The 22,093-nt window shown below is 62.0% G+C and carries 19 protein-coding genes and 1 other RNA gene; 11 read left to right on the top strand and 9 right to left on the bottom strand.

From position 1 onward, the window contains the following. The first annotated feature begins 12 nt into the window (after nucleotides 1–12). On the top strand, nucleotides 13–576 hold the full coding sequence (locus HMPREF3162_RS06110; RefSeq protein WP_070777254.1) for a DUF3043 domain-containing protein: 564 nt from the start codon (nucleotides 13–15) through the stop codon (nucleotides 574–576). Nucleotides 577–625: 49 nt separating this feature from the next. Here the strand turns inward: HMPREF3162_RS06110 and HMPREF3162_RS06105 are convergent, their stop codons facing one another. Further along, a complete protein-coding gene (locus HMPREF3162_RS06105; protein WP_070777252.1) occupies nucleotides 626–1,690 on the bottom strand; it encodes a quinone-dependent dihydroorotate dehydrogenase in 1,065 nt (354 codons plus the stop codon). 60 nt (nucleotides 1,691–1,750) lie between these two features. On the opposite strand from HMPREF3162_RS06105, the gene HMPREF3162_RS06100 reads away from it, so the two are divergent. The 3 genes from HMPREF3162_RS06100 (at nucleotide 1,751) to sucB (ending at nucleotide 6,650) form a co-directional block, all read left to right on the top strand. Then, nucleotides 1,751–3,244, top strand: a complete 1,494-nt coding sequence (locus tag HMPREF3162_RS06100; RefSeq protein ID WP_070777250.1) for a leucyl aminopeptidase — start codon at nucleotides 1,751–1,753, stop codon at nucleotides 3,242–3,244. A gap of 130 nt (nucleotides 3,245–3,374) precedes the next feature. After that, nucleotides 3,375–4,763, top strand: a complete 1,389-nt coding sequence (gene lpdA, locus HMPREF3162_RS06095; protein WP_070572833.1) for a dihydrolipoyl dehydrogenase — start codon at nucleotides 3,375–3,377, stop codon at nucleotides 4,761–4,763. 24 nt (nucleotides 4,764–4,787) lie between these two features. Beyond that, the gene (gene sucB / locus HMPREF3162_RS06090; RefSeq protein ID WP_070777248.1) at nucleotides 4,788–6,650 is read left to right on the top strand and encodes a 2-oxoglutarate dehydrogenase, E2 component, dihydrolipoamide succinyltransferase; all 1,863 of its coding nucleotides are present in this window, start codon (nucleotides 4,788–4,790) and stop codon (nucleotides 6,648–6,650) included. A gap of 85 nt (nucleotides 6,651–6,735) precedes the next feature. Here the strand turns inward: sucB and HMPREF3162_RS06085 are convergent, their stop codons facing one another. After that, the gene (locus HMPREF3162_RS06085) at nucleotides 6,736–8,223 is read right to left on the bottom strand and encodes a hypothetical protein (protein WP_141759555.1); all 1,488 of its coding nucleotides are present in this window, start codon (nucleotides 8,221–8,223) and stop codon (nucleotides 6,736–6,738) included. A 94-nt stretch (nucleotides 8,224–8,317) separates the two neighbouring features. Between HMPREF3162_RS06085 and lipB the strand changes: the two genes are divergently transcribed. Genes lipB through HMPREF3162_RS06070 form a run of 3 tightly spaced genes read left to right on the top strand, consistent with a single transcriptional unit; the run spans nucleotide 8,318 to nucleotide 10,803 of the window. Then, on the top strand, nucleotides 8,318–8,953 hold the full coding sequence (gene lipB / locus HMPREF3162_RS06080) for a lipoyl(octanoyl) transferase LipB (protein WP_070777244.1): 636 nt from the start codon (nucleotides 8,318–8,320) through the stop codon (nucleotides 8,951–8,953). Between the two features lie 20 nt (nucleotides 8,954–8,973). Further along, on the top strand, nucleotides 8,974–10,017 hold the full coding sequence (gene lipA / locus HMPREF3162_RS06075; protein ID WP_070777242.1) for a lipoyl synthase: 1,044 nt from the start codon (nucleotides 8,974–8,976) through the stop codon (nucleotides 10,015–10,017). A 45-nt stretch (nucleotides 10,018–10,062) separates the two neighbouring features. After that, complete coding sequence (locus HMPREF3162_RS06070) at nucleotides 10,063–10,803, top strand: DUF4191 domain-containing protein (protein WP_070777240.1); 741 nt, start codon at nucleotides 10,063–10,065, stop codon at nucleotides 10,801–10,803. 159 nt (nucleotides 10,804–10,962) lie between these two features. Here the strand turns inward: HMPREF3162_RS06070 and HMPREF3162_RS06065 are convergent, their stop codons facing one another. Beyond that, the gene (locus tag HMPREF3162_RS06065; RefSeq protein ID WP_226829162.1) at nucleotides 10,963–11,271 is read right to left on the bottom strand and encodes an RDD family protein; all 309 of its coding nucleotides are present in this window, start codon (nucleotides 11,269–11,271) and stop codon (nucleotides 10,963–10,965) included. A 205-nt stretch (nucleotides 11,272–11,476) separates the two neighbouring features. On the opposite strand from HMPREF3162_RS06065, the gene glnA reads away from it, so the two are divergent. Further along, a complete protein-coding gene (glnA, locus tag HMPREF3162_RS06060; protein ID WP_070777237.1) occupies nucleotides 11,477–12,901 on the top strand; it encodes a type I glutamate--ammonia ligase in 1,425 nt (474 codons plus the stop codon). A gap of 69 nt (nucleotides 12,902–12,970) precedes the next feature. On the opposite strand, the gene HMPREF3162_RS06055 is transcribed toward glnA, so the two are convergent. Genes HMPREF3162_RS06055 through HMPREF3162_RS06045 form a run of 3 tightly spaced genes read right to left on the bottom strand, consistent with a single transcriptional unit; the run spans nucleotide 12,971 to nucleotide 17,504 of the window. Continuing rightward, nucleotides 12,971–15,985 carry a bifunctional [glutamine synthetase] adenylyltransferase/[glutamine synthetase]-adenylyl-L-tyrosine phosphorylase gene (locus tag HMPREF3162_RS06055; protein ID WP_070777235.1) on the bottom strand — a complete coding sequence of 1,005 codons (3,015 nt, stop codon included), beginning with the start codon at nucleotides 15,983–15,985 and terminating at the stop codon, nucleotides 12,971–12,973. Next, complete coding sequence (locus tag HMPREF3162_RS06050) at nucleotides 15,982–17,322, bottom strand: glutamine synthetase family protein (protein WP_070777233.1); 1,341 nt, start codon at nucleotides 17,320–17,322, stop codon at nucleotides 15,982–15,984. The genes HMPREF3162_RS06055 and HMPREF3162_RS06050 overlap by 4 nt, the downstream gene beginning before the upstream one ends. Then, nucleotides 17,322–17,504, bottom strand: coding sequence for a hypothetical protein (locus HMPREF3162_RS06045; protein ID WP_070572850.1), 183 nt, complete (start codon nucleotides 17,502–17,504; stop codon nucleotides 17,322–17,324). Before HMPREF3162_RS06045 ends, HMPREF3162_RS06050 begins: the two co-directional genes overlap by 1 nt. A 47-nt stretch (nucleotides 17,505–17,551) precedes the next feature. Here HMPREF3162_RS06045 and map point away from each other — a divergent pair, with 47 nt between their 5' ends. Together map and HMPREF3162_RS06035 are read left to right on the top strand one after the other, a co-directional pair. Next, nucleotides 17,552–18,448 (top strand): type I methionyl aminopeptidase, encoded by an 897-nt coding sequence (gene map, locus HMPREF3162_RS06040; RefSeq protein ID WP_070572852.1) that lies wholly within the window; start codon nucleotides 17,552–17,554, stop codon nucleotides 18,446–18,448. Further along, on the top strand, nucleotides 18,441–19,295 hold the full coding sequence (locus HMPREF3162_RS06035; RefSeq protein WP_256282683.1) for an ROK family protein: 855 nt from the start codon (nucleotides 18,441–18,443) through the stop codon (nucleotides 19,293–19,295). Before map ends, HMPREF3162_RS06035 begins: the two co-directional genes overlap by 8 nt. A 20-nt stretch (nucleotides 19,296–19,315) precedes the next feature. Here HMPREF3162_RS06035 and rnpB read toward each other — a convergent pair. Beyond that, an RNA gene (rnpB, locus tag HMPREF3162_RS06030) (RNase P RNA component class A) lies at nucleotides 19,316–19,675 on the bottom strand. A 42-nt stretch (nucleotides 19,676–19,717) separates the two neighbouring features. Between rnpB and HMPREF3162_RS06025 the strand changes: the two genes are divergently transcribed. Further along, complete coding sequence (locus tag HMPREF3162_RS06025) at nucleotides 19,718–20,482, top strand: YaaA family protein (protein WP_070777231.1); 765 nt, start codon at nucleotides 19,718–19,720, stop codon at nucleotides 20,480–20,482. Nucleotides 20,483–20,530: 48 nt separating this feature from the next. On the opposite strand, the gene HMPREF3162_RS06020 is transcribed toward HMPREF3162_RS06025, so the two are convergent. Both HMPREF3162_RS06020 and HMPREF3162_RS06015 read right to left on the bottom strand, forming a co-directional pair. Continuing rightward, on the bottom strand, nucleotides 20,531–21,238 hold the full coding sequence (locus HMPREF3162_RS06020; protein ID WP_070572856.1) for a CT398-like coiled coil hairpin domain-containing protein: 708 nt from the start codon (nucleotides 21,236–21,238) through the stop codon (nucleotides 20,531–20,533). Then, nucleotides 21,229–22,086: a Nif3-like dinuclear metal center hexameric protein gene (locus HMPREF3162_RS06015; protein WP_070777229.1), complete on the bottom strand. Its 858-nt coding sequence runs from the start codon at nucleotides 22,084–22,086 to the stop codon at nucleotides 21,229–21,231. The genes HMPREF3162_RS06020 and HMPREF3162_RS06015 overlap by 10 nt, the downstream gene beginning before the upstream one ends. Between the last annotated feature and the right edge of the window lie 7 nt (nucleotides 22,087–22,093).

Below are 22,093 nucleotides of genomic sequence, written 5' to 3'. Positions count from 1 at the left end.
ACGAACCAGGTCATGTCGGACAAGCCAGAAGCCCACGAGCAGCACAGGGACCCCGAGGCGAAGAAGAACCGCCCCCCCCCGTCCCGGCGCCAGCAGGAGCAGGCCCGCCGACGACCCCTCGTGCCGGAAGACCGCAAAGCGGCGAAAGCCGAGGCACGCGCCGAAATGCGCCGTGAGCGCAACTACATCCGCGAACGGATGATGGAGGGCGATGAACGCTACCTGCCAGCACGTGATTCAGGCCCGCAGCGCCGCTATATCCGGGATTATGTGGATGCTCGCTACTCGTTCGGAGAGCTGCTCATTCCGATTGCACTCGTCATCCTGCTGGTGAGCCTGTTCATTCAGAACGTGCAGGTGCAGGCCTATTCGACCTACATCATCTACGTCCTTCTGGGCCTTGTGGTGCTGGACGGCTTCATCATGCACTTCACATTGAAGAAGAAGATGACGGCTAAGTTCGGAGCCGAAAACCTGCAGCGCGGCAACACTTTCTATGCGGTGATGCGCAGCATTCAGCTGCGTATGCTCCGCACTCCTCGCGCACTCGTCGGCCGACGCGAGTACCCCAACTGACCGTCTTCGGGCCCCGACCGTGCTGGGCAGGGCACTCAGGCAACCGTCTTCAGCGGCCGAGGATCATCTGAGCTAGACGCGGCCCTTCGTAAATGAGCCCCGTGTACACCTGAACCAGGTCGGCGCCTGCCGCAATTCTGGCAAGATAGTCAGCCCGAGACTGCACTCCCCCGACGGAGATGACAGTCATGCCCTCGGGCACCCGCGAACGAACCAAGCGCAGAACCTCAAACGATCGCACAGCAGCGGGAGCGCCCGAGATCCCGCCGGCTTCCGATTCGGCGAATTCCAGGTCAGATCCGGTCAGAACCGTGCGGTCCAGAACCGTGTTGGTGCAGATGATCCCATCGAGACCGATATCTGAGGCGAGATCGCACACTGCCAGGACATCGTCATCGACTAGGTCAGGTGCGATCTTGACGAGGACCGGAACGTGTCCGAGCTTCGACCGCACGTCAGAAGAATCAACAGCCGCTGTTTCGTCAAGCACCGCGGTGAGGATCGGACGCAGCGCCTGAACCGTCTGCAGGTCCCGCAGGCCCGGTGTATTGGGCGAGGAGACATTGACCACGAGGTAGTCGGCATACTTCGCAAGCCGCGATGCAGACACCCGATAGTCTTCAGCGGCCTGCTCCAGGGGAACAGTTTTCGTCTTGCCGATGTTGACCCCGATGATGGGACGGCGACTTTCGGGAAGCTCCGCAATCTGTCGGCGAGCACGCTGCAGATTGCGCTGCGCCTGTTCTGATCCGTCGTTGTTGAAGCCCATGCGGTTGAGCACGCCCTCAGACTCCGTCAGACGGAACAGGCGCTTCTTCGGATTTCCCGGCTGGCCTTCCGCGGTGACGGTGCCCACCTCTATGTGGCCGAAGCCCAGACGAGACATCGCCCGAACTCCGACGCCGTTCTTGTCGAACCCGGCTGCCAACCCCAAACGGTTGGGGAAGCTCAGCCCCATCACGGTGGTCGGCTGGGGCCTGGCACCGAACAGGGATCCGATGAGGTCTCCGCCCCCGGGGAGAGAATCAAGTAGGTTTAGAAGTGAGAAGCTCGCGCTGTGCGCCAGCTCCGCATCAGAGCGGACAAGAACTGAGCGGTAGAGGGCTTTGTACATAGAGCCATCTTTACCGCCTGGCACGCGTGGGAACAAGTGACAGCAGAAGAAAGGTTTCGCATGACCCAGTCGATTCCATCCGCAGTCGGACGCGCCGCGGCCGCCCACAAGGCCAAAGCCGATGTGCTGATTGTCGGACTGACTGCCGAAGGCACGATCCTGGCAGAAGACCTCAAGCCCGCACTGGCCAAGGACCTCGAAAAGGCCGCAGTCAGCGTCGACGCCTCCGGTCGCCTCGACTCGACGGCGCGCGTACCCGCACCTGCCGGCTTCACTGCAGACTCTGTCGTGTTCGCTGGGCTCGGCTCCTTCTCCCCCGCCGACCTGACCGACTCCGCCAAGGCCGACGCTGCTCTCGATTCTTTGCGTCGTGCTGCCGGTTCGGCTCTGCGCAGCATCACGAAGGCGCGCTCTGTCGCCGTCGCCCTGCCGAGCCCGGATGCCGCAGCCGCCGAGGCGGTTGCCACGGGCGCCGTACTCGGCGCCTACCGCTACAGCGCCTACCGCTCCGAAGACAAGGCCAAGACTCTCGTTGCCGGCATCGAGGTGCTCACGGCGAAGTCCAATCTGAAGGCTGTTGAACGGGGAACAGTCATTGCCCGCGGCACCTGCGGTGCCCGTGATTTTGTCAATCAGCCTCCCCTGGACCTCTACCCCGAAACATTCGCCGCGGAGGTCGTGAAACAGGCAAAGGCCGAAAAGATCAAGGCAACCGTGTGGGACCCCGAAAAGCTTGAGGCCGAGGGCTTCGGCGGGCTCATCGGTGTCGGCCGCGGATCCAAGCGCGGCCCCCGCCTTGTCAAGCTCGAGTACGCACCGCGCCGTGCGTCGAAGCACCTCGCGCTCGTTGGGAAGGGAATCACCTTCGATTCCGGCGGCATTTCGCTCAAGCCGGCCGCGAGTATGGAAGACATGAAGTCAGACATGGGCGGAGCCGCCGCGGCAGCGCAGGCGATCATCACGATTGCGCGTCTGCAGCTGCCGGTCAAAGTCACCGGGTGGCTTGCAATGGCCGAGAACATGCCGGGCTCCCAAGCACAGCGCCCCAGTGACGTCATCACCATCTACGGCGGCAAGACCGTTGAAGTGACCAACACCGACGCGGAAGGCCGCCTGGTCCTGGCTGACGCTCTCGTAGCCGCAGGCAATGAAAACCCCGACCTCATCATCGACATCGCAACCCTCACCGGCGCACAGATCGTCGCTCTGGGCAACCGCACCTCCGGCGTCATGGGCCGGGCACACGCCCGCAACGCCGTTGTCCTGGCATCCGAGAAGACCGGCGAAGCCATGTGGCCCATGCCGTTCCCGGAAGAGCTCCTGAGCTATTTCGATTCCGAGACCGCCGACATCAAGAACGCCGGCAAGCGCCCCGGCGGGATGCTCAGCGCCGGGGTGTTCCTTCAGGAGTTCATCGCGGAAGAACAAGACTGGGCGCACATCGACATCGCAGGCCCGTCGTTCAACTCGGAATCCCCGTGGGGCTACACCCCGGCCGAAGGCACCGGAGTACCCGTGCGCACCCTGGTCCAGGTAGCTGAAAACCTCACCTGAACACAGCGGTCCCCGGTTTGACGGTGATCACACTGTCTGAGCGCTGCGGGACTTTATGAGAATTAAGTGAAAAGATAGGACCAGCCGCCACAGCGGTCCTCAACCGACCATTTTGCTAGGAGCACATTTCGTGAGCGATTCGCAAAACAACTACGACCTCATCGTTCTCGGCGGTGGCACAGCCGGCTACGCCGCGGCTCTCCGCGCGACGCAGCTTGACATGAAGGTCGCTCTCATTGAGCGCGACAAGGTCGGAGGCACCTGCCTTCACCGCGGCTGCGTCCCCACCAAGGCCCTCCTCCACGTTGCCGAAGTCGCAGACGCCACGCGCGAAGCAAGCGTGTTCGGCATCGATGCCACTCTCAACAACATCAACGTCGACGACGTTCTGAAGTTCAAGAGCGGCATCACCGACAAAAACCACAAGGGCCTTCAGGGCCTGATCAAAATGGCCGGAATCGACACCGTCATCGGCGAAGGCAAGCTGACCGGCAAGGACACGGTCACCGTCTCAACCGACGACGGCGACGTCGAACTCAAGGGCAAGAACATCGTTCTGGCCACCGGTTCGACATCGCGCACGCTTGGCATCGAAATCGGCGGAAATGTCCTCACCAGCACCGAAGCTCTCAACCTTGACCGCGTTCCCAAGTCCGCAATCGTGCTCGGCGGCGGCGTGATCGGCGTTGAGTTCGCAAGCATCTGGAACTCTTTCGGGTCCGACGTCACGATCGTCGAAGGACTTCCGAACCTCGTCGCCAACGAAGACGCCTCCGTGTCGAAGGGTCTTGAACGCGCATTCAAGAAGCGCAAGATCAAGCAGAAGCTCGGTGTCTTCTTCAAGGAGGTCGAACAGACCGCCGACGGTGTCAAGGTCTCTCTCGAAGACGGCACTGAGCTGGAAGCCGAAGTGCTTCTGGTGGCTGTTGGCCGCGGCCCCGTGACCGAAGGCTTCGGCTTTGAAGATCAGGGTGTCAAGCTCGACAGGGGCTTCGTCATCACCGACGACCGCCTGCACACCGGTGTCGGCAACATCTACGCCGCCGGCGACATCGTTCCCGGCCTGCAGCTTGCCCACCGCTCCTTTGCACACGGCATCTTCATCGCCGAAGAGATCGCCGGCAAGAGCCCAGCACCGCTGGATGAAACCGGCGTTCCGCGCATCACCTACTGCGACCCCGAAATCTTCTCTGTCGGGCTGACCGAAAAGAAGGCCGCTGAAAAGTACGGAGAAGACCAGATCGAAAAGGTCGAGTTCCCGCTTGCGGGCAACGCGAAGTCGGCCATCCTCAACACGCAGGGATTCATCAAGATCATCCGCGAAAAGGACGGCCCCATCGTCGGCGTTCACGGACTTGGCGCTCGCCTGTCCGAGCAGGCCGGCGAAGCCCAGCTCATTGTGAACTGGGAGGCCTTCCCCGAAGAGGTCGCATCACTCATCCACGGACACCCAACCCAGAACGAAGCCATCGGCGAAGCAGCGCTGGCACTCGCCGGCAAACCGCTGCACTTCCGCTGATCGAGCCATAGGGAGACTGACACAATGGCCAACACCGTAAAGATGCCCGCTCTCGGCGAATCGGTGACGGAAGGCACCGTCACCCGCTGGCTGAAGGAAGTCGGCGACACCGTCGAGGTCGACGAACCGCTTCTCGAGGTGTCGACTGACAAGGTTGACACTGAAATCCCCAGCCCGTACTCCGGCGTTCTGCAGGAGATCCTGGCTGAGGAAGACGACGATGTCGAGGTCGGCGGCGACCTCGCTGTCATCGGCGACGGAGAAGGTTCTGGCAGCAGCAACGCAGAAGATTCTGCTGACGCTGCGGATGCCGAACAAGACTCTGCCGACACCGAAGAATCCGAAGAGCCGGAAGCAGACGAAGAGCCCGAAGGCGACGCTGCCGAAGAAGATGAGGAAGCTCCTGCCGCGAAGTCGGATGACGCTCCCTCCGGAAGCTCCGGCGACTCACAGGAAGTCACCATGCCGGCTCTCGGCGAATCGGTGACGGAAGGCACCGTCACCCGCTGGCTGAAGGAAGTCGGCGACACCGTCGAGGTCGACGAACCGCTTCTCGAGGTGTCGACTGACAAGGTAGACACTGAAATCCCCAGCCCGATTGCGGGAACTGTGCTGGAGCTTCTTGCAGAAGAGGATGAAGACGTTGAAGTTGGCGCGCCCCTGGCACGCATCGGCGACGGCGACGCCCCGGCTTCTGCTGAGACGAAAGATGACTCTGAGGACGCCGACCAGGCTGCCGAAGCTGAAGCCGATGTTGAAGAAGAAGCCATCGAAGAGTCCGAAAAGGACCTTTCGAAGGAAGAGCCCAAGAAGGGTTCCGCCGTTGCAGAATCATCTTCTTCCGACGAAGAGGCTCAGGCTGCCGCAGCCAAGCAGGCCGCTGGAGAGTCCAGCAGCGCACCAAGCCGCTCGAGTGAGTCCGCTTCTTCGGCCGCACAGACTGTGACGTCGGGCCAGGCGCCCTACGTCACCCCGCTTGTGCGCAAGCTCGCACGCGAAAACGCCGTTGACCTGTCCGCCGTGCGCGGTTCGGGAGTCGGCGGCCGCATCCGCAAGCAGGACGTCCTCGCTGCGCAGAGCACCAGCAGTGCGCCTGCTCCCGCTTCGAGCGCTCCTGCCAACCGCGAGCCGTTTGTCATCGAGGTTTCCGAAGAAGCCAAGAAGCTGCGCGGAACCACGCAGAAGGCATCGCGCATCCGCCGTACGATTGCACAGCGCATGCGCGAATCGCTGCAGAACTCCGCTCAGCTCACGCAGGTGACGGAAGTCGATATGACTGCCGTGGCAGCACTCCGCAAGGCCAAGAAGGACGAATTCCAGCAGAAGCACGGCGTTAAGCTCACCTTCCTGCCGTTCTTCGCCAAGGCTGTCGCAGAAGCCCTGCAGGCATACCCGCGCGTCAATGCCACGTTCGATGTCGAAGCCGGAGAGATCTCCTACCCCGACTCAGAGAACCTCGGCATCGCGGTCGACACTGAACGAGGCCTGCTGGTTCCTGTCGTCAAGAACGCCGGTGACCTGTCGATTGCCGGTCTGGCTAAGGCTATCGACGATGTCGCGTCGAAGACTCGGGACGGCAAGATCAGCCCCGAGCTGCTGTCCGGCGGCACGTTTACGATCACGAACATCGGTTCGTTCGGTGCGCTGTTCGACACGCCGATCATCAACCACCCCGAGGTCGGCATTCTCGGCACCGGTGCCATCAAGCGCCGTCCGGAAGTCATCACGACCGAAGACGGTGCCGAGGCAGTTGCAATCCGCGACATGGTGTACCTGCCGCTGACCTACAACCACGAACTGGTTGACGGCGCAGATGCCGGTCGTTTCCTCAAGGCGATTAAGAACCGCCTTGAGCAGGGTTCGTTTGAGGCTGATCTCGACCTCTGATCGACTCTGATCAAACAGCGCCCGCGGATTCGTCCGCGGGCGCTGTTTGCTTTGGCCGTCGGCGACAAAGGGTGGAAGCTGCAGATCAGTCGAGCCCGTCCGACGCTTCTTCTGTGCGGCTGACTTTCCACTTACCATCGTGCTTTTCCAGGCTCACGCGGATGCGGGCATCGGGGACCGCGGAGCCGTCGGCTTCTGCAGTGACGACTGCGCGAACTGTTGCAGCTTCGGTGCTGCCGTGCTCAACTTCACACTCGGTGACGTTCATTGTCACCTCCATGGGCCGTGTTGGCTGCTGTGCGGATGCCGCATCTGCTTTCGCAGCCTTCGAGCCGGGAACTGTCAGGCCTGTCAGGTCGGATGGGTTTCCTGCGGCAAACGCAGCCGCCCGTGCCTGGGTCAACGCTTCGAAGCCTTCGCAAGGACCGTCTGCCTGAGCTTTGGGGATCTTCTTCGCGTTCTCTTCGTGTGCGGCTGGCTCTTCTGGTGCGTTTTCCGCAGCATTGGGACTGCGGGGTTCGTCACCTTCTGCTTTGTGCTCACCCACGGCTGTCGGCTGCGTCGTCTCAGGCTGGGAGCCGCCGACGATGAACACGATGCCGGTGCCAAGCGCCACGACTGCAGCCGCGCCGACAGCGGCAACCCGCAGTCGTCGGCTGGTCATCGTGGCAAACACAGCCATGGGTCGGTCCCTGTGTCTGCTGCCGCTCTTGCGCTTTCCCCTGTCGATTTCTCGGCCACGGCGCTCAGCACCAGCACCTCTGCTTCTTTCGCGCGTGTTCGCCTTGCTCCCACGGAGAGTCGCTATTGCACTGTCTCCGAGGGCCTGTCCAGACTTCGCCGCTTTTCCTGCTCCGGGCGGATTGTGCTGATTGTGCGCAGCTGCTGTGATGGGCCGCAGGCCAGCAGTTGGCGCGTCGTTGAGGGGAACACCCGGTTCGCCCGGATAGAAAGGCAGCCTGTCAGAGGCAGTGTGCTCATTGACCGCCGCCAGCATGTCGGCACGGGAGGGGTTTCTGGAATCGCTGTCCAACAACAGCAGATCAACGAGTTCAACAAGGTCGGCGGGAAGACCGCTTTCGCGATTCTTCAACGGCACCGCGGTCTCTTCGAATTCCGCACCCTGCGCAGCTGCGTAGAGCAGTTCGCCCAGTTCTCGCGCTTCTGATTCACCTTCGGCAATGTCGATGCCCGGCAGCACGGCTACCGTACCGTCGTCGTCAAGTGCCAGGTTCGACCTCGAGATGGGCACATTGCCCAACTGTCCGCCGGCGGCCTCGATCGCACCCCGCAGCAGACAGACCAGCTCCTCAGCCTTCAGGGGTGCCAGGCCGAGCACTGCGTCTTCGAGCATCCCGCCGCGGTATCTGGGGATCAGCAGGCCGTCAACGCTGTGCATATCCGGGCCAAGGACCGACACCGGCAGTCCGCCACCGTTGGATGTCTTTGCTGACGGAACAAACCATTTGACTTCCCGCGCATTGAACACGCGCCACAGTCCGGGACGAACTTCAGCATCGTAGATCCACTCGCAGTCCTGCATATCAGCCTCCTTAGCCAAGAATTCGACCATGTGGGCAGGCTTAGCGAAACCCCCAAATCACAATCTGTGGATAACTCTTGAAGCGCTTTTGCCGCTTCGCCCTCACTGGGCTTATGGTCATAGGATGGCTTGGAAAATCGAACACCTGGGTTTCGCACCCAACTTCGTCGACTACACCGAAGCGCTGGAAATCCAACGCCGGACTCACGCTGATGTTGTCGACGGCAAGAAGAGCTCGACTTTCCTCGTGCTGGAACACTCCCCCGTCTACACCGCGGGCAAGCGCACACAAGACCACGAACGTCCCCGCGATGGCACTGAAGTCATCGACATCGACCGAGGTGGAAAGATCACCTGGCACGGTCCCGGTCAGCTTGTCGTCTACCCCATCTACCGACTCAATGACCAGAAGGAAGTATGGCTGTTCGTCGATCAGATCGAAAGAGCCGGCATCGAACTGCTCGCAGAATACGGAATCAACGCACGGCAGGTAGAGGGGCGTTCCGGTGTGTGGATCACCGACGGTTCGGGACCGGACAGGAAGATCCTCGCCATCGGCATCCGCATCCACAACGGCGTGGCGATGCACGGGCTGGCGCTGAACTGCTCAAACGAACTTGCGGGCTTCGAAAACATCGTCCCCTGCGGCATTCCGGATGCTGCAGCCACTAGCATTTCCATCGAAACCGGCAGCCAGACGACTCCTGAGCAAGCCGCCCCGCGCCTGCTGGAGCTGCTGGATAAGCACATCACTGCCTGATCCCCACGAAAGGCCAGGACATGACAATCGCCCCGGAAGGACGCAAGCTGCTGCGAGTGGAAGCTCGCAACTCGCAGACTCCCATTGAAGACAAGCCGAAGTGGATCAAGGCGAAGGCCAAGATCGGTCCCGAATTCTCGCAGCTGAAGTCGCTCGTCCGCACTGCCGGACTGAACACCGTGTGCGAAGAAGCGGGCTGCCCCAACATCTTCGAGTGTTGGGAGGACCGCGAAGCCACGTTCCTCATCGGGGGTGAGCAGTGTACGCGCCGCTGCGACTTCTGCCAGATCGACACCGGCAAACCGGCAGATTTCGACGCCGACGAGCCGCGCCGCGTTGCCGACTCCGTTGCGACCATGGGCTTGCGCTATTCGACGATCACCGGTGTTGCGCGCGATGACCTGGATGACGGCGGTGCTTGGCTGTACGCTGAGACGGTTCGGCTCATCCACGAAATCGACCACGGTGACGGAAACGGCACCGGTGTTGAACTGCTCATCCCGGACTTCAACTCCGATGATGATCAGCTGGCGGAGGTCTTCTCATCCCGTCCGGAAGTACTTGCCCACAACATTGAGACCGTTCCGCGCATCTTCAAGCGCATTCGCCCCGGTTTCCGCTACGAACGCTCGCTGTCGGTCATCACAAAGGCCCGCGAAGCCGGTCTGGTGACGAAGTCAAACCTCATCCTGGGAATGGGCGAAACAAACGACGAGGTAGTCGAAGCCATGAAGGACCTGTACGAAGCCGGGTGTGACCTGCTGACTATCACTCAGTACCTGCGCCCCAGCGCCCTGCATCACCCCATCGACCGGTGGGTCAAGCCGCAGGACTTTGTCGAACTGCGCGATATCGGCGAAGAAATCGGCTTCGCCGGTGTGATGTCCGGGCCCCTCGTCCGTTCGTCCTACCGCGCGGGTCGCCTGTGGGCCCAGGCAATGCGTCGCCGAGGTGATGAGATCCCCGCGCATCTTGCCCACCTGGACAGCGAAGCTCCCGCCAGGCAGGAAGCACAGGCGGTGGTGGATACTTTTGGTCCAGGCGACGAGGTAAAATTCTCCTGACCCGCCATTGAGCGATCACTGACCGAAAACAAGCAGAAAAGCAGAATGTCTCAGACTGAAGAACCCCGCCGCCGCGGACTGTTCCGTCGGCGTCCCAAGGACCCCTCGAAGCCCGGCCGCATCGGCCAGATGCTTCAGGTCTTCAAACTTGCCCGCAAACACTTCCCCGCTGTGCCGTGGCTCATGCTCGCCGCGATTCTGGGGTTGGGCGGCGTTGGCTTCCTCGTGGGCTTCTTCCTGTTGCCGCCGGTGTGGCTGTGGACCATCATCGGTCTGCTGGGCGGTTTGACTCTCGCAATCTTCATTCTCGGCCGCTACGCCGAAACTGCGGCTTTTGCCGAAATGAAAGACCAGCCCGGCGCCTATGGCGCGGTGCTCAATACTGTACGACGCAGCTGGCTGGCTGACGACCAGCCGGTCGCCGGAGACCCGCGCACCAAGGACCTGGTATTCCGCGCCACCGGCCGAGGCGGAGTCGTCTTGGTGTCTGAGGGGCCGACCGGCCGTGTTGCCAAGCTGCTTGCCAAGGAGCAGAAGCGACACGAGCGCATTCTGCCTTCCGTTCCCGTCCATGTCATCCAGGGCGGCGAGGGCAAGAATCAGGTTCCCATGAACCGGCTGGTTTCGAGCGTGTACAAGCTGCCGAAGACCTTGACGAAGGCCGAAGTGCTGCAGGTGCGCAAGCGTCTGGCAGCGCTGGGCACCATGACGACGAACCAGCCGATTCCCAAGGGCATGGACCCCAACCGGGCACGGCCGAACCGCCGAGCGCTGCGGGGACGCTGATTCTGAACACATTGAAAGCGCCGACCGGAAGGTCGGCGCTTTTGTATGCCCGCACGTTTCGCAGCGGTCGCAGCCGACCGAATGCATTGCTCGTCCGAGAAGCGGACGGGTGGGCATGCGACCACGACCGGTGCAGCAGGGCTCAGTGTTTTGTGTTGGTCAGATGCGCACGACCGCTGTGTCCGCTGCAAGGTCATGCAGTCCCCGATTGTCAGGGTTGTACAGAAGACCGGGAATGATGAGCAGCTGCAGTGCGATCCGGACGAGCAGACGCAGCGGGTTCGGGCGCCGTCCTGTGCGGTTGATGATGCGCACACCGCAGATCCGCTGGCCGACCGTGTATCCCAGCAGAGACTGCAGCAGCAGCGATTCGATCACGAAGATCAAGTGCGGCGCAAACATGAAATCAGGCGCAAGCCATTGCGCGATGAGAACACACAGGGCCCAGTCGATGAGGAGACTTCCCACCCTGCGAATCAAAGATGCGGTTGATCCCGGCCCGGTTTTGGGAAGCCCGAGACGCTGGCCGGCGTATGTCCCCTCTTCGAGCTTCGGGCCCTGAAGCCAAGAACCTAAACTGTCTCTGTCGAACACGGAAACGAGTGTAGCCGCTAAAATGAAGACACCGGCGGCCAGCACCGCACCGTCGCGACGACTCAATACAGGAGAAAAGTTGTTTTCCACCGCAAGCGAGCTCGTTTCGTATATCCGCGACAACGAGATCGATTTCGTCGACATCCGATTCTGCGATCTTCCCGGCGTAGTACAGCACTTCAATCTTCCCGGCAAGGCATACACGGAAGATGTGATTGAGGAGGGTCTGCTCTTCGACGGTTCTTCTATCCGCGGCTTCCAGTCGATTCACGAATCCGACATGAAGCTCATTCCGGACGTGACGAGCGCCTACATCGATCCGTTTCGCAAAGCCAAAACCCTCGTGGTCATCCACTCGATCGTCGACCCGTTCACGAACGAGCCCTATTCGCGCGATCCCCGCCAGGTTGCTGCAAAGGCCGAGGCCTACCTGAAGTCGACGGGCATTGCCGACACGGCTTTCATTGGGGCCGAAGCAGAGTTCTACCTCTTTGACTCGATCCGATACGAAAACTCGACGCGCACCAGCTTCTACGAAATCGACTCGCTCGAAGCCGTTTGGAACACCGGAGCTAAGGAAGACGGCCACAACCTCGGCTACAAAACCCCGCACACCAGCGGCTACTTCCCCGTTCCCCCGCGCGATAAGTTCGCAGACATCCGCGACGAAATGTCGTTGACGCTGGAGCAGATCGGCTTCGAAATGGAGCGGGCTCACCACGAAACCGCGACTGCGGGTCAGCAGGAGATCAACTACAAGTTCGACACGCTGAAGAAGGCCGGGGATCAGCTGCTGGACTTCAAGTACGTCATCAAGAACGTTGCCGCGGCAAACAACAAAACCGCCACGTTCATGCCCCGTCCGCTGCTGGGCGACGCCGGTGCTGGTATGCACTGCCACCAGTCGCTGTGGAAGGACGGCAAGCCGCTGTTCTACGACGAAACCGGCTACGCTGGGCTGTCGGATCTCGCTCGCTGGTACATCGGCGGACTCATTGAGCACGCCGGCGCTGTTCTCGCGTTCACCAACCCGACCATGAACTCCTACCGCCGTCTGGTCCGCGGTTTCGAGGCGCCGATCAACCTGGTGTACTCTGCCCGCAACCGCTCTGCGGCCATCCGCATTCCGATCACCGGTTCCTCGCCGAAGGCCAAGCGCCTCGAGTTCCGAGCTCCCGACCCATCGGCGAACCCGTACCTGTCATTCTCCGCTCAGTTGATGGCAGGGCTCGACGGGATCAAGAACCGGATCGAACCGCCGGAGCCGATTGACAAGGATCTCTACGAGCTTCCTCCGGAGGAAACCGAGAACATCAAGATGGTGCCGAACTCGCTCGAAAGCGCCCTCGAAGCTCTCGCAGAAGACCACGAGTTCCTCATGGAAGGCGATGTCTTCACCCAGGACCTCATCGAGACCTGGATCGACTACAAGTATGAAAACGAAATCGAGGTTGCGCGTCTTCGTCCGACGCCGACGGAATTCGAACTCTACTTTGATCTCTGATCTTCATCGCTGAACGTCAAGGGCCCGGCAGAAACCGGGCCCTTGACGTTCTGCTGGTCGATCCGACTGCTAGTCTGCCGGATCGTCTCCGTAGAAGATGACTTCCATCGTCGAGCGCGCCCAACGCGTCACCCGCAGATAGTCATCGACGAGCTGCTGTGCGCTGCCCTGCGGATATCCCATGAGCCTGGCCGCAGCTTCGAGTTCGCGAATGTCGCTGGGCAGACTGTCGCTGGGTTTGCCGCGGTGCAGCGTGATGGCGTTGCGCACTTCCGTTGCCATAAGCCAAGCGGTTCTCAGTATTTCGTGCTCGGAAGCGCCGATGAGACCTTCATCTCGGGCAGTGCGCAGAGCCGGCAGGGTCGAAGTCGTGCGCAGTCCTGAGAACTCAGCCCCGTGCTGCAGCTGCAGGAGCTGCACGGTCCATTCGACGTCGCTCAGTCCCCCGGTTCCCAGTTTGACGTGCTGACGCCGGTCAGCTCCCCGCGGCAGTCGTTCGTCTTCCATGCGCGCTTTGAGCCGACGCACCTGCATAACAGATCGCTGCGGCAGACTCTCCGGATAGCGCAGGGGGTTGATCATGTCGACATAGTCGTTCATGAGCTCTTCGTCGCCGGCAATCGGGCGGGCTCGCAGCAGAGCCTGGGCCTCCCACGGTTCACTCCACGCACTGTAGTAGCGCCGGTAGGACTCGAGGGTTCGCACATAGGGGCCGCTGCGCCCCTCGGGCCGCAAGTCGGCATCGAGTTCGATGGCGGGGTCCTGCTGTGGGCTTTTGAGAGCGGAGGTCAGTCCGAGTGCCACCCGCCGGGCGTGCTTGGCCAGTGCCTCGCGGTCGTCATCGCCCATTGTGTTTGCCGGGCGGTAGACAAAGCACACGTCGGCATCGGAGAACACGCCGATCTCCCTGCCTCCCAGTCGACCCATTGCGATTATCGCGAAATCATAGTCGTACAGCCGGTGTTCAGTGTCGAGCTCACGCCGCACCGACAGCAGGGCAGCTTCTACAGCTGCACTCATCACATCAGACAGAGCCTGCGGAACTGAACTGCGGGGGATCACCTCGAGAATGTCCGCGAGGATGATTCTGAGCTTTTCTCGCCCGTGGACGGCGCGCACGCCCGGCACTCCCCTGCCCCGGCCGACGAGTTCCGACATCTCCTGGCGCAGCGATTCAAGCGGAGTCGGCTGAAGCATGTCCTGGTCGGCAAGCCACCGCACGGAGCCGTGGTAGTGCATGATGTGTGATGTGGCGTACTGCGACAGCGACAGCACCCGGGCAAGAGCTTCTGCGCCCTGACCGGAATCGCGCAGCAGCTTGAGGTACCACGTAGATGTGCCGAGCTGTTCTGACAGCCTGCGGTAGGCGAGCAGACCCGAATCCGGATCCACACCTTCTGACAGCCAGCTGAGCATGGCCGGCAGAACCTGCCGGTGCACGCGGGAGGCCCGGCTGACTCCGGCGGAGAGGTCGTGAATGTGGCGCATAGCCGACCGCGGATCGACAAAGCCGAAAGCGCGCAGGCGGCTTTCAGCAGCCTTCTCCGGCAGCAATCTCACGGCGCCGCTGCCAACCGCCGCATCGAGAATCGGGCGGTAGAAGACCTGTTCGTGCAGAGCCCGCACTCGTCTGGAGTAGTCGTCGCGCTCGCGTTTGAGCCGAAGCTCGGAACGGTCTCCCGTCGGGTAGACCATGCGAGCCAGTTCCCGCAGATCCTCTGGACTATCTGGAAGAACAGCGGCCCGTCGCATGCGCGGAATCTGCAGACGATGTTCAACCACCCGCATGAACGAGTACGCCTCTTCCAGCACAGCGGCGTCTTCTCCTGATAGGTAGCCGCCGCGCTCTAGGCTGCGCAGCGCTTCGAGCGTGTTCGGTTCTCGAATGTCGTGGTCTTCTGTGCCGTGCACCAACTGGAGCAGCTGGGCGGAGAATTCAACATCGCGCAGGCCGCCGGGCCCCAGCTTGAGCTGCCGGTCAGCTTCGGACCGATCAATGAGGTCGACAACTCTGCGGCGCATAGCGCGAACTTCCGGGATGAAGTCGTCGCGATGGGCAGCACTCCACACCTGCGGCAGACACGCCTCGGCCCACTGCTGGCCCAGCTGTTCCGAACCGGCGACCGGGCGGGCTTTGAACAGCGCCTGAAACTCCCAGTTTTCGGCAATTTCGCTGTAGTAGTTCTCGAACTCGTCAACGGTGCGCACAAGGGCCCCCGCTTTGCCCTCCGGGCGCAGCGCTGCGTCGACTTCCCATAGGGCCGGCTCTGCGGCGGCGGCTGATATGAGGTCAATGATCCGCAGGGCCGCTGACGAGGCGCAGCTGCGGGCGCGTTCGGCCTCTTCGCCTGCCGCTGTGGGCCCGGGGCTGAAGGCGAAGACTACGTCGACGTCGGACACGTAGTTGAGTTCACGGGCACCGCATTTGCCCATGGCGATGACGGACAGTTCAGCGCATCCGTCGGGCATTGACTCCGCCGCGGCGATGTCGTGGGCGGCTATGAGCGCTCCTTCGGCCATTTCCGTAAGCGTCCTGCTGACGGCGTCGTAGACCGCGGTCGGCTCCGGATTGCCGAGGTCAGCGGCTGTCAGCTGAATCAGTTCGTCCCGGTAGGCCCGGCGCAGCGCTGTTCTGCCGTCTTCGCCTAAGAGCAGTTGGCCATCGGCGTCATACACCGAACGGGCAATGCGTCCGCGCACCTCGCGTCGGCGCTGAGAACGCAGGAAGTCTTCGTCACGGGCCAGCAGGCGCAGCGAGTCGGGCCACCGGACAATGTGGTCAATACAGGCTTCAGAACTCCCCGCAAGGCGAACGAGCCTGTCAAGAAGGTGTTGGGACTCTCGCAGGAGCGCACCGAGATCGACCTCATTGTCAGCTGCCGCTTCGGCAACCCGCACCAAACCCAGTGAAACCGAACCGGGGTCACCCGTGAACCGGGCGAACTCCCGCACCGCGGATTCGCGCCCTTCGAGCCCGGTCAGTTCACAGAACTGGGAGAGAAAGCGCTCAAAGCGAGCGTCGAACTTTCCGCGCCGCGTGCGAGTGGGGTCCTGCCGCCTGCCCAGATCGAACCGCCGGATCATGTTCTCGTGTAGAGCTCATCGAGTTCGTAGGCCGTCACCTGAGCGCGGTACTCCGTCCATTCCCGTGCTTTGTCGCGCAGGTAGAAGTCGAACACCTCTTCGCCGAGGGTGTCGGCGACAAGTTCGCTGTTCTCCATGGTCTGGAGGGCTTCCGACAGGCTCGCCGGAAGAGGCTCAATGCCCATAGCGCTGCGTTCGCGCCCGCTGAGATCCCACACGTCGTCTTCAACTTCCGGTGGCAGCTCCATGCCCTCTTCAATGCCCTTGAGCCCCGCTGCCAACAGCACCGAATAGGCCAGATAGGGGTTGGCGCAGGAATCCATGCCGCGGTATTCGATGCGCGCAGACGATTCCTTGCCGGACTTGTACTGCGGAACCCTCACAAGGGCTGTCCCGGTTTTGCCCCAGCTGATGTAGGAGGGGGCTTCGTGCCCGGTCCACAGCCGTTTGTAGGAGTTGACGTACTGGTTGGTCACCGCCGCGATATCACGGGCGTAGTGCAGCAGGCCGGCCGCAAACTGGCGGCCGGTGGCCGACAGCTGGTATTCAGCGCCGGCTTCGAAGAATGCATTGTCTTCGCCTTCGAACAGCGACAAATGCGTGTGCATCCCATTGCCGGGCTGATCAGCCAGCGGCTTGGGCATGAACGTGGCGTGCACGCCCCGGGAGATCGCGACCTCTTTCACAACAGCCTTAAACGTCATGACGTTGTCGGCCATGGTCATCGCATCCGCGTAGCGCAGGTCGATCTCGTTCTGCCCGGGGCCGGCTTCGTGATGTGAGAACTCCACAGAAATGCCCATGGATTCGAGCATCTGCACTGCACTGCGCCGGAAGTCGTTGGCGGTGCCTCCGTTGACGTGGTCAAAATATCCGGCGCTGTCGACCGGCACGGGGGCCTTGCCGCTCAGTTCAGCCGAACGGAAGAGGTAGAACTCCATTTCGGGATGCACAACAAAGGTGAAGCCGCGCTCGCGAGCTTTCTCCAGAGTGCGGGCCAGCACATTGCGCGGATAGGAAGCAGCCGGTTCTCCGTCGGGAGTGAGCACATCACAGAACATCCGGCCCGTCGGCTCCGCTTCGCCGCGCCACGGCAGCAGCGAATAGGTTGACGGGTCGGGGCGAAGAACCATGTCGTCTTCAATGACCCGCGAAAAGCCCTCGAGTGCCGAACCGTCAAAGCCTATGCCTTCGGTGAACGCCCCCTCGAGTTCGTCGGGAACGATCGCAACGGACTTCAAACCGCCCAGAATGTCCGGAAACCACAAGCGCACAAACCGGACATCACGGTCGTCGACATCGCGAAGAACCGCTTCCTGCTGCTTTGTTAGGCCCATCAGCGCCAGGCCTCGTCGTCTTCTTCCCATTTGCGGTTGCGCTCGCTGGCAGTGGCAAGGGCGGCCTGCGCCTCGGCTTCGCTGTCATAGGGTCCCAGGCGGTTCCAAAAGGGGCTCTTGCGTCCCTTTTCAACCTGGCCGGTCTTGGTGTTGAACCAGTACTTATCTTCTTCGTACGACATAGCGCACCTCCCTGGGTACAACTCTAGCTGTCTACAATGATGTCATCATGACGAATTCTGCGCCCCTTGGAACTCTCACAAAAGGAACAGTAGCGCCCATGCGCGCCGTTCCGCCTCACATTGAACGTCCCGAATACGTTGGAAAAGCCGAACCGAACGAGGGCAACGGCAGCAACTTCTACACGGCCGAAGAAATCGAGCTCGTACGCGAATCCGGTCGCATCGCGGCCAATGCCATGGCCGAGGGCGGCAAACTCGTTGAGCCCGGACGCACAACTGACGAAATCGACGTCGTGGTTCACGAATACCTTCTGGACCACGGCGCCTACCCGTCAACTCTTGACTACAGGGGCTTCACCAAGTCGGTGTGCACCTCGATCAATGAGGTCATCTGCCACGGCATCCCCGACACCACCGTGATTCAAGACGGTGACATTGTGAACCTCGATGTCACCGCGTACAAGAACGGCATGCACGGCGACACGAATTTCACCTTTGTGGCCGGCAACGTCGACGAAGAGTCTCGCCTGTTGGTCGAAAGAACCCACGAATCGCTCATGCGCGGCATAAAAACCGTCAAACCCGGACGGTCGCTCAACATCATCGGCCGCGTCATTGAGAAATACGCCAAGCGATTCGGCTACGGAGTTGTCCGGGACTACACCGGCCACGGCGTCGGACGCGAATTCCACTCCGGGCTCATCATCCCCCACTACGACGCCGCGCCGAACTACGCGGACGAAATCCAGCCGGGCATGATCTTCACGATCGAGCCGATGCTCAACCTGGGCACCATCAATTGGGAACAGTGGGATGACGGCTGGACGATCGTGACAGCCGATCGTCGCCGCTCCGCACAGTTCGAACACACTCTCGTGGTCACCGAAGACGGCGCGGAAATCCTCACGCTCCCCGATGTCGAACTCGTGGCCGGCCGTGACTGACCGCGGCGAGCTGCACGATTCGGCTGGAGCACGCTCCTGTGCTTTGGGCATTGACATCGGCGGATCGTCCATCAAGGCCGGACTGGTCGACCTCGAACGCGGGCGAGTCATCGGCGAACGTGTCGTCGTGCCGACGCCACAGCCCGCCACCCCAGAAACCCTCACGAATGCAGTCTGCGGTGCGGCAGCCGAAGTGCTGGCAGAGAGTCCCGTCGGCGCCTCGGCAGCCGAATCTGCGGACGAGACGTCGACGACGCTCCCTGTCCCGGTCGGCATCGCGTTCCCCGGGGTAGTCAAGAGGGGTCTTGTCACGTTCGCTTTCAACCTCGACGATTCGTGGTTGGGCACGAACATCGAGCAGACCATGGGCGCTGCTCTCGGTCGGCCGTGTGTGTTTCTCAACGACGCGGACGCAGCCGGCATTGCCGAAATGACCTTCGGCGCTGGCCGAGGCTGGCACGACCGGACCGTCATGATGCTGACCCTGGGCACTGGCATTGGAACCGCGCTGTTCACGCGCGGCAGGCTGGTGCCGTTTACCGAACTGGGCCACGTTGAGATAGGCGGCGAAGATGCGGAGCTGAGCGCCTCTGCCAGTGCCAAAGTGCGGCTCGGCCTGGACTATCCCACGTGGGCGGCCAAGCTCAGCCGCTACTGCAGGGAAATCGAAAAGCTCATCAACCCGGATGCATTTGTCTTCGGCGGAGGCGTTTCGCAGGATCATGCCGACTGGCTGCACCTGCTCGATATCAGCACGCCCGCTGCCCCGGCGAAGATGCAAAATGATGCCGGAATCATCGGCGCGGCAGTGCACGGTGCTTCTGTCCCCACCGGCGCGCAGCGCTGACAGCAGGCGAAAACCGTGGTGGGGACAGGCCACCGATAAGCCGGGTTCTGTTCTCAGGCCGAAGCCTAAGCGACGGTCATCTGTCTAGGACCTGCATTGCTGCAGGCCTCAAGCAATCCACCCGACGGCACGACGAGCAGCCGTGTGGCCGTCTGCACGATCTTGCTCCCGGTGGGGTTTACCCAGCGGCCCGCGTCACCGCGGGCCCTGGTGGTCTCTTACACCACCTTTTCACCCTTACCAGCAGGCTGGCGGTTTAGCTTTCTGCGGCACTTTCCCGCGGGTTTCCCCGGGTGGCTGTTAGCCACCACCGTGCTCTGCGGAGCCCGGACTTTCCTCGGCCGGACACGCGGTCCGAACGCGACCGTCTGGTGGCCTGTCCTCGGCCAAGTGTATATGTGCGGGCTTTTAGAATGAGCATCATGTTCATTCTTCTGCCGCCGTCCGAAGGCAAAACACCGGCGCAAGACGGAGCGCCTCTCGACCTGTCGTCTCTGTCGCTGCCGGAACTCAATGAAACGAGGCGTGAGGTGCTTGCCGAGCTGCAGAAAGTCAGCGCCGCGCCGGATGCACTGGAGCAGTTGGGCGTCGGTGAACGGATTGCCGGTGAAGTCGCCCGCAATATCGACCTCGATACTGAGCCTGCCGCGCACGCGCTGACGGTCTACACCGGCGTCCTGTTCGAAGCCCTCGATGTTCCTTCTGTTCTGCAGGCTCCGCGCGAAAAGGTCGAGCGAGTGTTCATTGCGTCGGCTCTCTTCGGCATTGTCGGCGCGCTCGATCGGATCCCCGCCTACCGTCTGTCGATGAAGACCTCACTGGGCGATCTGGGTCCGCTGGCGAAACTGTGGAAGCAGGCTCTGCAGGAACCTCTCGCCGAGCACTTCGGCGATGCGCCGGTCCTCGACTGCCGTTCGGGCAACTATCGCAGGCCCTGGCCCGGCATCCCGGAGAACACGGTTGCTGTCAATGTCGTCAAGGAGACAGCCGGACAGCGCAAAATCGTGTCGCACTGGGCTAAGCACACGCGCGGCCTGGTGGCGGCGCACCTTCTGCAGCGCCGCGGCCCGCTGCCGACGTCGCCCGAAGCCATTGCGGAAGCTGTTGCAGAACGGTTCGAAGTCGAGTTTGGGCCCTCAAGCGGAAAACAGTCTGCGGTCCTCACTGTTGTTCTGCCTGACGCCTGACCGCAGCAACGGGACAGCGCACCGGCCTACCGCTGGCAGCCCGTTCGATCAGGCCTGAACGACGAGGCTCTCGCAGTCTTCGCACTGAAACGCCCAGGTGCGCTTCGCGTTGCGGACTGCATCCGCCTGCACACCGGAAAGCGCGGCCCCGCACGCTCCGCAGGCGCCCGCCGCCAGCACTCCGATGCCGGAAGAGCGGATAATCGAGGCTGCTCCGGCGGGAAGCTCAGAAAGTTTCGCCTGAATCTGTTCGACCAGCTGGGCGTGTTCACCGTCCAGGCGGGCAGCTTCTTCTTGTCGGCGCTGCCCCTCGGCTTTTCCCTCCGACGCGATTTCCTCAGCACGCCTGCGCAGCTGTTCCAGCTGGGCCTCGGCCGATTCAGCACTCTCGAGAGCTTGCAGCTCCCTGTCTTCCGCCTGACCGACAGCAGCGCGCACAGATTCGATGTCTGCCTGCAGCGCCACGAGATCCCGGCTTGTGAGTCCTACCCCGGCATTGAGTTTGCTCTCCATGCTCTCAGCCTTCGTCCGACCGTCGGCGGCTTGTGCCCCGGCCGCGCGGGCTTCCTTCTGGTGACTTTCAATTTCGGCGCGCACGTCTTTGGCTTGTGCGGCAAGGGTGCGGTGGTCCTCTGCCAGTTCCTGCAGACGTGCCACGCGCTCTTTCTGCTGCGCCGCGGCGCGATTGCGGCGAATCTGCGCGCTCAGCGACGCATACTCCAGCGCGGCCGCGTGCTGCTGTTCAGTCAGTTCCACTGCCACTCCTCTGAATCAGGGAGAACGACCGCGCTCCACGGGTCCGAACAGACATCTGACACTGTCACCGTGACGCTGTGGCCGCCAGAGCGCAGGGCTTCGTCGAGCTGTTCGGCAGCGCGTGGAATCCACGCCGACTCCGCTGAGTAGTGGGAAATGTCGATGAGGTGTTCGAGAGGGCCACCGCGAGCACCCGTATCGAGAGCTTCCGATGCGGGGTGATGACGCAGATCCGATGTGACGTAGAGCTGAGCCCTCGCCTTTCGCGCAGCGCCGAACATCGAGTCGCCGGCCCCTCCGAGAACGGCGATGCGGGTGACTTCAGCACTGGGGTCACCGCCGATGGCGATACCCCGGACAGACAGATCAACTCCCTGAGCTAAGCGCACGGCGATGTCTTCAACGCTGGTCGGCTCAACGGTCCCGACCCGGCCCAGGCCTACCCCCTCGTCGGCTTCCGGGTGCTGGACAAGCGGTTGGACATCCTGCAGCTGGAGGATGTCGGCCAGAACATCGGATACGCCGCCGAGCACGGAGTCTGCGTTCGTGTGCGCATTGAACTGTGCGATGCCAGACTGGATCAGAGTATGAACAGCCCCTCCTTTTAAGGTGTCGGCGGCAACGGAAGTCACGCCGCGAAGCAGCAGCGGATGGTGCGTGAAGAGGAAGTCCGCGCCGAGTTCAACCGCTTCTGCGATGACGTCGTCAGATGGATCCAGGGCGCAGTGAACGTGGGTCACGGCAGATTCAGGATCACCTACTGCCAGCCCAACGGAATCCCAGTCCTCGGCGAGGTTTTTCGGCCACAGCTGTTCACAGACGCCCATTACGTCGCGCACATTCGTCATGTCTTCA

Origin of the sequence: Brevibacterium sp. HMSC07C04 (genome assembly GCF_001815905.1) — a bacterium.
Taxonomy (GTDB): domain Bacteria; phylum Actinomycetota; class Actinomycetes; order Actinomycetales; family Brevibacteriaceae; genus Brevibacterium.
The sequence above is the reverse complement of the archived record's forward strand: the minus strand, read 5'-3'. Positions and strand labels throughout refer to the sequence as shown.